14 protein-coding genes are annotated in these 12,715 nt (G+C 40.9%); 13 read left to right on the top strand and 1 reads right to left on the bottom strand.

What is annotated here, in order from left to right:
• Nucleotides 1-35 precede the first annotated feature (35 nt).
• The 10 genes from udp to tatC all read left to right on the top strand — a co-directional run bounded on the left by udp (nt 36) and on the right by tatC (nt 8,815).
• Entirely contained in the window at nt 36-794 is a 759-nt protein-coding gene (gene udp / locus ACHB7C_RS13375; RefSeq protein ID WP_042848832.1) for a uridine phosphorylase, read from the top strand.
• Between the two features lie 277 nt (nt 795-1,071).
• Nucleotides 1,072-1,854 carry a tyrosine-protein phosphatase gene (locus tag ACHB7C_RS13370; RefSeq protein WP_166685925.1) on the top strand — a complete coding sequence of 261 codons (783 nt, stop codon included), beginning with the start codon at nt 1,072-1,074 and terminating at the stop codon, nt 1,852-1,854.
• 149 nt (nt 1,855-2,003) lie between these two features.
• Nucleotides 2,004-2,534, top strand: coding sequence for a DedA family protein (locus ACHB7C_RS13365; RefSeq protein ID WP_042848830.1), 531 nt, complete (start codon nt 2,004-2,006; stop codon nt 2,532-2,534).
• 112 nt (nt 2,535-2,646) lie between these two features.
• Nucleotides 2,647-4,002: a DNA recombination protein RmuC gene (gene rmuC / locus ACHB7C_RS13360; protein WP_048608629.1), complete on the top strand. Its 1,356-nt coding sequence runs from the start codon at nt 2,647-2,649 to the stop codon at nt 4,000-4,002.
• A gap of 75 nt (nt 4,003-4,077) precedes the next feature.
• Nucleotides 4,078-4,833 (top strand): bifunctional demethylmenaquinone methyltransferase/2-methoxy-6-polyprenyl-1,4-benzoquinol methylase UbiE, encoded by a 756-nt coding sequence (gene ubiE, locus ACHB7C_RS13355; protein ID WP_042848829.1) that lies wholly within the window; start codon nt 4,078-4,080, stop codon nt 4,831-4,833.
• Between the two features lies 1 nt (nt 4,834).
• A complete protein-coding gene (locus ACHB7C_RS13350) occupies nt 4,835-5,488 on the top strand; it encodes an SCP2 domain-containing protein (RefSeq protein WP_042848828.1) in 654 nt (217 codons plus the stop codon).
• Nucleotides 5,475-7,109, top strand: a complete 1,635-nt coding sequence (ubiB, locus tag ACHB7C_RS13345) for a ubiquinone biosynthesis regulatory protein kinase UbiB (RefSeq protein WP_042848827.1) — start codon at nt 5,475-5,477, stop codon at nt 7,107-7,109. Before ACHB7C_RS13350 ends, ubiB begins: the two co-directional genes overlap by 14 nt.
• 113 nt (nt 7,110-7,222) lie before the next feature.
• A complete protein-coding gene (tatA, locus tag ACHB7C_RS13340; protein ID WP_042848826.1) occupies nt 7,223-7,504 on the top strand; it encodes a twin-arginine translocase TatA/TatE family subunit in 282 nt (93 codons plus the stop codon).
• 3 nt (nt 7,505-7,507) lie between these two features.
• Nucleotides 7,508-8,050: a Sec-independent protein translocase protein TatB gene (tatB, locus tag ACHB7C_RS13335; protein WP_042848824.1), complete on the top strand. Its 543-nt coding sequence runs from the start codon at nt 7,508-7,510 to the stop codon at nt 8,048-8,050.
• A 3-nt stretch (nt 8,051-8,053) separates the two neighbouring features.
• Nucleotides 8,054-8,815: a Sec-independent protein translocase subunit TatC gene (gene tatC, locus ACHB7C_RS13330; protein WP_042848823.1), complete on the top strand. Its 762-nt coding sequence runs from the start codon at nt 8,054-8,056 to the stop codon at nt 8,813-8,815.
• Between the two features lie 81 nt (nt 8,816-8,896).
• On the opposite strand, the gene rfaH is transcribed toward tatC, so the two are convergent.
• Nucleotides 8,897-9,391 (bottom strand): transcription/translation regulatory transformer protein RfaH, encoded by a 495-nt coding sequence (gene rfaH / locus ACHB7C_RS13325; protein WP_042848822.1) that lies wholly within the window; start codon nt 9,389-9,391, stop codon nt 8,897-8,899.
• Between the two features lie 164 nt (nt 9,392-9,555).
• On the opposite strand from rfaH, the gene pepE reads away from it, so the two are divergent.
• The 3 genes from pepE (at nt 9,556) to fre (ending at nt 12,578) form a co-directional block, all read left to right on the top strand.
• Nucleotides 9,556-10,281 (top strand): dipeptidase PepE, encoded by a 726-nt coding sequence (gene pepE / locus ACHB7C_RS13320; RefSeq protein ID WP_042848821.1) that lies wholly within the window; start codon nt 9,556-9,558, stop codon nt 10,279-10,281.
• A 112-nt stretch (nt 10,282-10,393) separates the two neighbouring features.
• Nucleotides 10,394-11,866 carry a 4-hydroxy-3-polyprenylbenzoate decarboxylase gene (gene ubiD, locus ACHB7C_RS13315; RefSeq protein ID WP_042848820.1) on the top strand — a complete coding sequence of 491 codons (1,473 nt, stop codon included), beginning with the start codon at nt 10,394-10,396 and terminating at the stop codon, nt 11,864-11,866.
• A 10-nt stretch (nt 11,867-11,876) separates the two neighbouring features.
• Entirely contained in the window at nt 11,877-12,578 is a 702-nt protein-coding gene (gene fre, locus ACHB7C_RS13310; protein ID WP_131680254.1) for an NAD(P)H-flavin reductase, read from the top strand.
• Nucleotides 12,579-12,715 lie beyond the last annotated feature (137 nt).

Here is a 12,715-nt window from a genome sequence, read left to right as displayed (position 1 = left end):
TGATTTAATGATGCCATTGTGTAAAGGAGTTTGAAATGTCTGACGTTTTCCACTTAGGTTTAAAGAAAAGTGACTTACAGGGTGCAACTGTAGCGATTGTTCCTGGGGACCCTAACCGTGTTGAAAAAATTGCACGTCTGATGGATAACCCTGTACACCTTGCATCATTGCGTGAATATACCTCTTGGCGTGGTGAGCTCGATGGAAAAGCGGTTATTGTGTGCTCAACAGGTATTGGCGGCCCGTCAACATCTATTGCGGTTGAAGAACTCGCTCAGCTAGGCATTCGTACTTTCTTACGTATTGGTACAACAGGCGCAATCCAAGAAGATATTAATGTTGGTGATGTATTAGTCACAACAGGTGCAGTACGCTTAGACGGTGCTAGCCAACACTTTGCGCCATTAGAATATCCAGCAGTTGCAGATTTTAATTGTACTAATGCTCTTTACGCTGCGGCAAAAGATGCAGGTGCGACAGTACATGTTGGGGTGACGGCTTCTTCAGATACCTTCTACCCAGGCCAAGAGCGTTACGATACTTATACCGGCCGTGTTATGCGCCATTTCAGAGGTTCAATGAAAGAGTGGCAGGACATGGGGGTAATGAACTATGAAATGGAATCGGCGACATTGCTCACTATGTGTTCCAGTAGCAAAGGCTTACGTGCAGGTATGGTTGCAGGCGTTATTGTTAACCGGACCCAGCAAGAAATTCCAAACGAAGCGTTACTGAAAAAAACGGAAGGTAACGTACTAAGCATTGTCGTTGAGGCTGCTCGTCGTCTGCTATAGTCAATAATTTACTGGCTCGCTTACTGAAATTTCACTCGGTTGTGGATGTAAAGTAGGCGAGCTTAGTCTCCGCACTTTCTTCCTGTATTCCCTCATTTATATTTTTCCTATAAATTTAGTAATTGCTAACAATTTACAGTGAATAATCTGATCCCCCTTATTTCGTAGATCTGTTATTGTCATAAAAACAATTATCAATATTATGTGCCCTCAAATTATTCAGGATGCATTTATTTTTGTGAACTGAATAAAAGCTGTGGGGCTAAAAGGAATTATTATGTCGACAACACCTTATCTTCACCCTTCAGTACTTCCTCTTAAAGGGGGGATTAACTTCCGCGATCTTGGCGGGAAAAAACTTCCTAATGGCAGCAAAATTAAACCTGGTATGCTATTTCGTTCGGGGTCATTAGACCGCTTAACTCAAGAAGATGAATCCGTTTTACATTCACAAAATCTTTTTCAAATTATTGATTACCGTGATGAAGCTGAAATTTTAGATAAGCCTGATGTGATCTGGGAAGGGGCTCATTATATTCATGCGCCAGCGAATCCTTTAGCTAAGGAGGTTTCGGCTAACTTAGATAAACTGACCCCAGAAATATTAGAACAATTTGACCCACAAGCTTTTATGTTCCGTCTGTATGAATTATTACCGTTGAATAACCCAGCTTATCATCAACTGGTGAACTTACTGCAACAACCAGAGAAAGGTGGAATAGTCCAACATTGTGCTGTCGGGAAAGACCGTACCGGCGTCGGTTCAGCATTAGTCCTCTTTGCGCTCGGGGCCGATTTGGAAACCGTTATGGAAGATTATTTATTGACCAACGAAACGCTAGCACCTTATCGCAAACATCTTTTAGCAGAGCATGCAAAAACGATGAATGAAAACATCGTTAAAAAGTTTGAGTATGTTTATTCCGTGCGCGAAGACTTTCTAATGACTGCCTTAAAGAGTATTGAAAGTCACTATGGCAATGTTGATAAATGGCTAGAGAAAGATTTTGGATTGGGGGCTGGCCAGCGGGAAGCACTGCAAAGTCATTTTCTTGATTGATCTATCTTAAGTGACGACGAGTTGTGGAAATTGCGCCTTATAAATTCCATAACTCGGTTAATTGATAAGGATTTTTTGCTTCGTTTAACCTTGATTTATCACATTTTCGTTACTGTAATAAAGTAAATCAATGATGATAGGGGATTGCTTTGACGCTTAATGAAATCGTTACCCTTGTAACCGACTTTACTCGTGAAAATGAAATATGGGCTCTTCCTATTATTTTCTTTCTCGCGTTTGGTGAGTCATTAGCATTTTTATCGCTACTTTTACCTGCAACAGTCATTTTATTAGGGTTAGGCGCTTTAATTGGTGAAAGTAATATTACATTTTGGCCAATATGGCTTGCTGCCGCTTTAGGGGCATTTTTTGGGGATTGGCTCTCTTATTGGTTTGGTTTTCATTATAAAGAGAATGTTCGCAAAATGTGGCCGATCTCCCGTAACCCGCAAATGATAGATAAAGGGCATCGTTTTTTTGACCGCTGGGGGGTATGGGGGATTTTCTTTGGGCGATTTTTTGGCCCTCTACGTGCGGTTGTTCCCCTTGTGGCAGGGATTTGCGCGATGCCACAGCGTCATTTTCAACTGGCAAATATTGCTTCTGCGATGATCTGGGCATTTGGCATTTTGGCACCGGGTGCACTCGGTCTGAAGTGGTTTGCAAGTTGGGTAGGCTAAGCAAAGCTTGCGAAATGCTTCGCAAAATTTTCTCAGTATATGTAATTACCTCTGGACACTTATACAGTATCCAATTACCTTACACTGGGTTTTGTAAAGTAAGGGTGTAATCGTGGATACCTCTCTTTTATATGCAGTTATTGGTGTGTTGAGTGGCATTTTAGTGGGTGGCTTAGCAACGTGGTTTTCTATTGCTCAAAAAATAGCTCACAAAGATCAAGAGCTACAACAAATCAATCGGCAATTGGCGGCAAGTGACGAAAAAAGTATTCATCTTGCTCAATGGAAAGCAGAGTACGACAGGCTTGACCAAGAATTGCGCACACAACGGGATATCAATCGGGAACAAGAAGCCGAACTTCGTGAAGTCATTACCCGTTTTGAACAAAATCAGCTCGCAAATGAAGAAAAACAACGTATTTTACAAAACAGTGAACAACGATTGACTGCGCAGTTTGAAAATTTAGCAAACCGTATTTTTGAACAAAATGAACGTAGGGCGTCGGAACAGCAACAAAAAAGTTTATTGGCAATGTTATCGCCTTTTCGTGAACAACTAGAAGGTTTTCGCCAACAAGTTCAACAAAGTTTTGGTGAAGAAGCGAAAGAAAGGCATACCTTAGCGTATGAAATAAGGCAGTTGCAGCAGCTTAACAATCAGATGACCAAAGAAGCTGTTAACTTAACCCGGGCACTTAAAGGGGATAATAAAATTCAAGGTAATTGGGGGGAAACTATCCTCACTCGCATTCTTGAGGTTTCCGGTCTGCGGGAGGGAAGCGAGTTTGAAACCCAAGTCAGTGTCAATACAGGTTATAATACTCGCTATCAACCCGATGTTATTATTCATCTTCCTGAAGGTAAAGATGTGGTTGTTGATGCAAAAATGTCATTGGTTTCCTATGAACATTATTTCAATAGCGAAGACCCGCACGAACAACAACAAGCGCTAAAAAATCATGTTGCATCCATACGCAACCATATGCGTATGTTGAGCCGAAAGGATTACCATCAGTTACCCGGAATACGCTCTTTAGACTATGTTCTAATGTTTATTCCTATTGAACCTGCGTATTTGCTTGCTTTAAAGGAAGCTCCTGAACTACTTGATGAAGGAATAAAACAGAATATCATGTTGGTTTGCCCGTCCACGTTATTAGTGGCTGTGCGAACTATCAATAATATTTGGCGCTATGAGCGACAAGGGCAAAATGCCCAAGAAATTGCAGAAAGAGCTGCAAAAATGTATGACAAACTACGCTTGTTTGTGGATGATATGCAGGTTTTAGGCTCCAGTCTTGATAAAGCGAATAATACTTACCTGTCGGCAATGAAACGTCTTGCACAAGGGCGAGGTAATTTAATTAGTCAGGCGGAAAGTTTTAAAGAGCTAGGGGTAGAAATTAAACAACCTATCGCGCCTCAACTTATTGAGCGCTCAGAGGCATCTAATTGTGCGGAATCTTAGACTTCTGATAGGGTTTTACCTCAAAGACTGTTACACTTCTAACAAAAGTTTGAACTATCAGCAGGCATAAGAGAAATGACTGAACCAACTAAAGAAACCATTGATTTTGGTTTCCGTACTGTCGGCAAAGAAGATAAAGCCGGTCTAGTAGCGAATGTTTTTCACTCTGTAGCATCAAAGTATGACTTAATGAATGACTTAATGTCATTTGGTATTCATCGTATCTGGAAACGTTTTACTATTGAAGCAAGTGGTGTCCGCCGTAATCAGCGTGTACTTGACCTTGCTGGTGGAACAGGTGACTTAACCGCTAAGTTTTCGCGTCTTGTGGGCGAAAAAGGTGAAGTCATACTTGCTGATATCAATGACTCAATGTTGAAGATGGGGCGCGAAAAATTACGTGATCTTGGCATTGTTGGTAATGTAAATTATGTTCAAGCTAATGCTGAAGAACTTCCATTTCCAGATGACCACTTCGATTGCATTACTATCTCTTTTGGTTTGCGTAACGTTACGGATAAAGACAAAGCACTGCGTTCGATGTTTCGTGTTCTAAAACCGGGTGGGCGTCTATTAGTATTAGAATTTTCAAAGCCTATTATTGAGCCATTGAATAAAGCGTATGATGCGTATTCATTTCACATATTGCCTCGTATTGGTCAGGCAATTGTGAACGACCCAGAAAGCTACCGTTATTTAGCGGAATCCATTCGTATGCACCCTAACCAAGAAACACTTAAAGGGATGATGGAAAACGCCGGGTTTGAGCAAGTCTCTTATACCAATATGACTGGTGGGATTGTTGCATTGCATAAAGGGTTTAAATTCTAAGATGGAAGCACCATCAACACATACCGAAAATCAAAATACAGTTTTGTACTCTTTGATAACAGCATTGATGGAAACCTCACTTAACCATATGTTGTTCAAAGAAAAAGTATTACAGCCTGCTAGGGTGCGTTTAGCAGGCAAAGTGATGGCTATTGAGCTTAAAGAACTCAATAAAACGCTAACACTTATTTTTGCTGAAAATCATGTTGATGTATTAAGCGAATGGGTTGAACCCGCAGACTGTACAATTAAAACATCATTATTTACTTTAATTAAATTGAAAGATAAACAGCAGTTATCTCAGCTAATCAATCGTGGTGACATCGTGATTGAAGGGGATATGCAGATTGTTCAGCATTGGTCCTCATTGCTCGATTTAGCAATTTGGAACCCGGCACATTATCTTTCACCTTATATTGGTGATGTCGCTGCTGAAGGGCTTAGTAAACTCTTGAATAAAGGCGTTTGCTTCGCATCTCACTTAGTTAAAAGGCAAAAAACGTATGTGAAAGATGCATTAATTGAAGAATGGAAAATGGCACCTAGCCAACTCGAACTTGCTCATTTTAATGACAAAGTTGAGGAAGTAGAACATTCAATTAATACGCTCGAACAAAGGTTAAGTCTGTTGGAGGAGAAGAATGACACCCGGTGAAATAAAACGACTTTACTTCATTATTCGGGTTTTTCTCTCTTATGGACTAGATGAGTTAATCCCCAAAATTAAGCTTACGTTACCTCTAAGAATTGGGCGTTTAGGCTTTTTTTGGATTAGAAATCAGCACAAAGATAGGCCATTAGGCGAAAGGCTTCGCCTTGCATTACAAGAGCTAGGGCCCGTATGGATCAAGTTTGGGCAAATGTTATCAACCCGTCGTGACCTTTTCCCGCCAGCAATCGCAGACCAACTTTCATTGCTACAAGATAAAGTCGCTAGTTTTGATGGGAAATTAGCTCGAGGTTACATTGAGGACTCTCTTGGTGGGCCGCTAGAACAGTGGTTTGATGACTTTGATGAGCAAGCCTTAGCTTCAGCTTCAATTGCTCAGGTTCACACTGCGACGCTAAAAGAAAATGGCAAAGATGTTGTTATCAAGGTAATTCGCCCTGATATTCTGCCTATCATTAAAGCCGATATTAAGTTGATGTACCGTATTGCTAACTGGGTTCCTTTACTACCTGATGGTAGGCGTTTACGGCCCAAAGAAGTAGTGCGTGAATATGAAAAAACGTTAATTGATGAGCTAAACCTACTACGTGAATCGGCCAATGCGATCCAGCTACGCCGTAATTTTGAAAATAGCTCCATGCTTTACATTCCCGAAGTTTACCCAGACTATTGCCGTGAAAACGTTATGGTCATGGAACGTATTTATGGCATCCCCGTATCAGATATTACAGCGCTAAAAGCTCAGGGTACAAATATGAAGCTGCTAGCAGAGCGGGGGGTAAAGGTTTTTTTCACCCAAGTTTTTCGAGACAGTTTCTTCCATGCAGATATGCATCCCGGAAATATCTTCGTTAGCTATGAGCACCCTGAAGACCCCCTGTACATTGGTATCGATTGCGGGATAGTGGGTTCACTAAATAAAGAAGACAAACGGTATCTTGCAGAAAACTTTATTGCCTTTTTCAACCGTGACTACCGCAAGGTTGCTGAACTACATGTTGATTCAGGATGGGTGCCTCTTGATACAAATGTGGAAGATTTTGAGTTTGCTATTCGTACAGTTTGTGAACCTATTTTTGAAAAACCATTGGCCGAAATTTCATTTGGGCATGTTTTATTAAACTTGTTTAATACTGCACGTCGTTTCAATATGGAAGTACAACCACAGTTGGTATTATTACAGAAAACATTACTGTATGTGGAAGGGCTTGGGCGTCAGTTATACCCTCAGCTTGACTTGTGGAAAACGGCAAAACCATTCTTAGAAGATTGGGTTCACAGCCAAGTGGGGCTACCCGCCATTACTCAGGCATTGAAAGAAAAAGCGCCTTACTGGGCAGAAAAGATGCCTGAAATTCCTGATTTAATATATGGCGCATTGCGACAACATAAGTTTTTACAATCGAATATAGACCAGTTAACACAACAGTTGAAAAGTCAGCGCAATAAACAGCGTAAATCCCATTATCTTCTAGGTGTGGGGGCGACTTTTATTTTGTGTGGTAGCTTATTTTTTATTTCTGATTTTACACGGCTTGCGGTCGTATTTATGGCGGCGGGTGCCCTATCTTGGGTAATTGGTTGGTGTAAAGCGGGCGATAATTAAGTAAACTTTGTTTTGCGACAAGTTTATAAGGCTGTGAACATTTCCGTATTTAGTGTTGGTTGTATATAATAGATATAACAACAATTGATCCCAAAACTATAGAGGTATTAACAATGGAATCAACTATTGCAATGGCTGCTTTCGGTAGTCCTTGGCAACTAATCATCATTGCTTTGCTTATTATTTTAATTTTCGGCACCAAAAAATTACGTTCATTAGGTTCTGATTTAGGTGAATCACTTAAAGGTTTCAAGAAAGCGATGAGTGATGATGAAAAGGCAAAAGTTGAGCAAGATAAGCAAGATGCCGACTTTGCGACTAAGAACATTACTGAACAACAGGCTTCTGAAAAAAAAGAAAGCCCAGTTGAGAGCAAAAACAAAGAGCAGGGTTAAACCGTGTTTGACATAGGTTTTAGTGAGCTGTTGCTTGTTACAGTTATTGGTCTTGTAGTCTTAGGTCCTGAGCGCTTACCAGTGGCAGTGAGAACTGTCGCTGGGTGGATACGTGCTATGCGTTCAATGGCAGCGAATGTACAAAATGAGTTATCACAAGAGCTGAAATTACAAGAGCTGCAAGACACTCTGAAGAAAGTAGAAGAGAAAGCTAACTTAGAAGCGCTTTCCCCGGAACTTAAGCAGTCCATGGAAGAGCTGCGTACAGCAGCACAGTCATTGAAAAGCGGCTATCAAGCAACAACCAGCGATATCGAAACAGAGTTAAATAAAGCAAAAGAGATCACTGACAGTTATGATAGTGCTGTTAAGGATGCTGAAAACAAGGCCCCAGAGGCCCAAGAATCAGATCCTGACCCTGAGCATGCAGCTAAGATGGCAGCGGTTGTTGAGGATAAAACACCTGAAGCTCCTACAACAGTGAAAACGGCTGAGCCGCTCGATGCTAAAGTAAAGAACTCTAATCAAACTGAAAGTGAAAAATAACACATGGCTGTAAATGATACACAACCACTTATTAGCCACCTCATTGAACTCCGTAAACGGCTAATGAACTGTTTAATTACAGTTTTGATCGTTTTTGCTGCGCTCGCTTATTTTTCAAATGATATTTACCGGCTGGTAGCAGCCCCTTTGATTGATAAGTTGCCAGTGGGCTCTCAAATGAGTGCGACGGATGTGGCGTCAACCTTCTTTACCCCTATTAAACTGACGATGATGGTTTCGGTTTTTGTATCGATACCAGTTATTCTCTATCAAATTTGGGCATTTATAGCGCCGGCCTTATACAAGCATGAACGCAAACTCATGTTGCCTTTGCTTGTTTCAAGTAGCTTTTTGTTTTATTTAGGGATGGCATTTGCTTACTTTGTTGTTTTCCCATTAGCTTTTGGCTTTTTTGTAAAAACAACACCAGACAGCGTTAACTTTATTCCGGACATCAGTAAATATCTTAGTTTTGTCATGACATTATTTATGGCTTTTGGTGCTGCATTTGAGGTACCAATTGCAATTATTTTACTGTGTTGGACTGGGGTAACTACACCTGAATCATTAAAACGTAAACGTCCATATATTTTGGTTGGGGCATTTGTTGTAGGGATGTTTTTAACCCCACCAGATGTCCTTTCTCAGACTTTACTAGCAGTCCCAATGTATTTGCTATTCGAGTTGGGGGTATTACTGTCTAACTTTTATGTCGGCAAAGGTCGAGGTCGACAAGAAGAAGGTACTGAGGAAGAAGAGTCGTAAGTAGGTTTTAGGTCATATTAGGCTTAATGACAGCCCATAGAGAACCCTTCATTGTTGAAGGGTTTTTTATGAGCACGATTTTTAGTCAGTTGATTTTTTAAATTGAGTATTATCAACAATTTTAGGGACACTTTTGTTCAATATATTCAGTAGAAGAATTGAACGATATTCTCCATTTGGCTCATCAAAGATAGCTTGAACTCCCGCAAAAACACCCTCAGTAATTGTGACTTGATCTCCATGTTTTGGCATATCAGGGGCTATGGAATGACTAATAGGGTTTTGTTGTAATAACTTAATGATTTCATCAGGGACTTCAGCGGGTAATTGGCCAAACCGAATAAAATGGCTGACCCCACGAGTTGATTGGATAGTCGTAGTATGAATTTCGTTGTGATCAAACTTTACGAACAAGTAATTAGGGAATAAAGCTTCTTGCACCTTAGTTCTTTTTCCTCTGACCACTTTTTCCATTTCTGTCATGGGCGTCATACAGATAACACTCTGCCTATTTAGATGCTCAATAGCACGCTCAATTTGCCCTCGTTTGCAATAAAGCAGATACCACTTTTCCATTTTTCGAATCTCGCATGACAAAATTATGTTTATGATAACAAATTACGACATAACAGTGTGACTATTGAGTAGCAGCACAATATTATTGGTATTCTGAAGCTTATATTAATCGAATATGGACTTTAGGTAACTGTAATATAAAAAGCAAATCAGTAGGAGACATGATGGATATCTTTTTGTTGAGTAATGGTAAGCTGCCAGGTAACCCTGTATGGCTAAGCTATGCTCTACCTCGTATCAAAGAAATGATTACACGTAAAAATGTAAAGTCAGCTGTTTTAGTTCCTTATGCGATCCTTCGTGGCTCACATGATGAAAGAGCAGAGCAACTATCGGAAGCTTTAGGGATAAATGTTACTTCCATTGAGCATTTTGCGAGCCCAGTAGAGGCGATTGAACAAGCTGAGTGTATCTTAGTGAGTGGTGGCAACACTTGGTGGCTCAACAAGTGTTTACATGAAAATGGCTTGGTTGTTGCTATTCAGCGCGCTGTTAAAGAACGAGGAGTCCCTTACATAGGTTGGAGTGCGGGGTGTAACGTTGCGACTCCAAGTATTCGTACTACTAATGATATGCCCGTAAGTAATGCTGTAATTATGCCTTCTCTAGGGTTATTCCCTTTACAAATCAACCCCCATTATATTGATGCTCATATTTCTGGGCACATGGGCGAAACGCGTGATGAAAGGTTGCAAGAATTTTGTGTAATTAATCCTCATGAGGTTGTTGTTGCTCTGCGAGAAGGGAGTGGGATGCAGATCAAAGGTAATGAACTTCATTATTTCAGTGGAAAAGATCAAGGTTTTAAACTATTTCAGCACAACAAAACATTCTCAGAGCAGTTTGATACATTATTATTAGAAAAATTAGTCCCTTTTGATTGCCAGTAAAATGGTATACTTGACCAGAAAAAGATTGATTATTAAGTGTTTTAGGCAGTAACTTGTAACCTTGGCCGGACGTCTTATAATGGGACTCCCTCTGTAACAGTAAAAGAAGATAATGAAATATCGTGACCTTAGAGATTTCATCGCGCAGCTTGAAAAGCAGGGCGAACTAAAACGTATTACAATGGAAGTCGATCCCTACTTGGAAATGACTGAAATTGCAGATCGTACACTAAGAGCAGGGGGACCGGCCCTATTATTTGAAAATCCCAAAGGTTATAACATGCCTGTCCTATGCAACTTGTTTGGGACGACAAAACGCGTTGCTATGGGGATGGGGCAAGAAGATATCAAAGCCTTACATGATGTAGGTAAATTGCTCGCATTTTTAAAAGAGCCTGATCCTCCGAAAGGTTTTCGTGACCTTTTTGATAAGCTACCAAAATTCAAACAAGTATTGAATATGCCAGCAAAGCGCTTAAGTTCAGCGCCTTGTCAGGAACAAATTTGGGCCGGTGATGACGTAGACATCACCAAAATACCCGTTATGCATTGTTGGCCAGAAGATGCGGCACCGTTAATAACATGGGGGCTAACTGTCACCAAAGGGCCATATAAAGAAAGGCAAAACTTAGGTATTTATCGCCAGCAAGTACTTGGTAAAAACAAAGTTATCATGCGTTGGTTGTCTCATCGCGGTGGTGCTCTTGATTTTCAAGAATGGTGCCAAGCTCATCCAGGTGAAAAATTTCCGGTAGCCGTAGCATTGGGGGCTGACCCGGCAACAATTTTAGGGGCGGTAACCCCTGTGCCTGACACGTTATCAGAATATGCATTTGCAGGCTTATTACGTGGTAATAAATCAGAGGTCGTAAAATGTATATCTAATGATCTCGAAGTTCCGGCGGGTGCCGAAATTATTCTTGAGGGCTATATTGAACCGGGTGAAATGGCACCTGAAGGGCCTTATGGTGACCACACAGGTTATTATAATGAGATAGATAACTTCCCTGTGTTTACTATTACTCATGTGACTCAGCGCCGCGATGCAATTTATCATTCAACTTATACAGGGCGGCCACCTGATGAACCAGCGGTACTTGGTGAAGCCTTAAATGAAGTTTTAGTACCTATCCTACAAAAGCAATTTCCAGAAATTGTCGATTTTTACCTTCCACCTGAAGGTTGTTCATACCGGCTTGCTGTCGTAACAATGAAAAAACAATATGCGGGGCATGCAAAAAGAGTAATGATGGGAGTCTGGTCATACCTGCGCCAATTCATGTACACTAAATTTGTTATTGTTTGTGATGATGATATTAATGCGCGTGATTGGAAAGATGTTATCTGGGCAATTACAACCCGAATGGACCCTGCCCGTGATACCGTTATGATGGAAAATACGCCGATAGACTACTTAGATTTTGCTTCACCTGTATCAGGGTTAGGTTCAAAAATGGGGCTTGATGCAACCAATAAGTGGCCAGGTGAAACGGATCGCGAATGGGGACGTCCTATTGTTATGACAGATAACGTAAAATCCCGTATTGATGACATTTGGGAACAATTAAATATTTTTGAAAAATAAGAGGGGAACCATGGCAACTCTAAGCTGTAAAGTTACATCTGTCGAATCGATTACGGATACGGTTTATCGGGTTATATTGTTGCCAGATGGTCCTTTTCATTTTAAAGCAGGTCAATATTTAATGGTCGTAATGGACGAAAGAGACAAACGGCCATTTTCAATGGCTTCTACCCCAAAAAATAAAGAAACGATTGAATTACATATCGGAGCTTCTGAAATCAACCTGTATGCTATGGCTGTTATGGACAGGATTTTAGAACAAAAACGCATCGATATTGATATTCCTCACGGTAAAGCTTGGTTTCGCGAAAACAGCAGCAATGGCATGATTTTAATTGCAGGGGGGACAGGGTTCTCTTATACCCACTCAGTACTGCTTGCTGCATTAGCTGAAAATCCTAATCGTGACATTACTTTCTATTGGGGAGGGCGTCAGTTGGAGCACCTGTATGACCTTGGTGAATTACAAGCACTGAGTGAAAGCTACCCTAATTTGAAAATCACCCCTGTTGTAGAGCAACCTGATGAATTATGGCGTGGTAGAACAGGCACTGTTCTCAGCGCAGTGTTAGAAGATTTCGGTGATTTATCCAGTCATGATATCTATATTGCAGGGCGTTTTGAAATGGCGAAAATTGCTAGGGATCGTTTCTGTAATGAACGCAATGCTAGGGCCGAGCAGTTGTTCGGTGACGCTTACGAATTCATTTAACCCGTCCTAGTTCAAATTGTAGGGGTGTTGGCTTCGCTCATTCGCCCTAGTCACATACTTATGTATGCTCCTAGGGTCTCATTCACTTGCCGCCTACCTACAATCTGAACTATGAGGGTTAAACTCGTCTGGTATCT

The sequence above is a fragment of the Providencia sp. 2024EL-00732 genome (assembly GCF_044006275.1).
Taxonomy (GTDB): domain Bacteria; phylum Pseudomonadota; class Gammaproteobacteria; order Enterobacterales; family Enterobacteriaceae; genus Providencia; species Providencia huashanensis.
The sequence above is the reverse complement of the archived record's forward strand: the minus strand, read 5'-3'. Positions and strand labels throughout refer to the sequence as shown.

Coding starts and splice junctions, on each gene's coding strand:
- udp (WP_042848832.1), top strand. CDS start 36: ATGTCTGACGTTTTCCACTTAGGTTTAAAGAAAAGTGACTTACAGGGT.
- ACHB7C_RS13370 (WP_166685925.1), top strand. CDS start 1,072: ATGTCGACAACACCTTATCTTCACCCTTCAGTACTTCCTCTTAAAGGG.
- ubiE (WP_042848829.1), top strand. CDS start 4,078: ATGACTGAACCAACTAAAGAAACCATTGATTTTGGTTTCCGTACTGTC.
- ACHB7C_RS13350 (WP_042848828.1), top strand. CDS start 4,835: ATGGAAGCACCATCAACACATACCGAAAATCAAAATACAGTTTTGTAC.
- ubiB (WP_042848827.1), top strand. CDS start 5,475: ATGACACCCGGTGAAATAAAACGACTTTACTTCATTATTCGGGTTTTT.
- tatA (WP_042848826.1), top strand. CDS start 7,223: ATGGAATCAACTATTGCAATGGCTGCTTTCGGTAGTCCTTGGCAACTA.
- tatC (WP_042848823.1), top strand. CDS start 8,054: ATGGCTGTAAATGATACACAACCACTTATTAGCCACCTCATTGAACTC.
- rfaH (WP_042848822.1), bottom strand. CDS start 9,391: ATGGAAAAGTGGTATCTGCTTTATTGCAAACGAGGGCAAATTGAGCGT.
- pepE (WP_042848821.1), top strand. CDS start 9,556: ATGGATATCTTTTTGTTGAGTAATGGTAAGCTGCCAGGTAACCCTGTA.
- ubiD (WP_042848820.1), top strand. CDS start 10,394: ATGAAATATCGTGACCTTAGAGATTTCATCGCGCAGCTTGAAAAGCAG.
- fre (WP_131680254.1), top strand. CDS start 11,877: ATGGCAACTCTAAGCTGTAAAGTTACATCTGTCGAATCGATTACGGAT.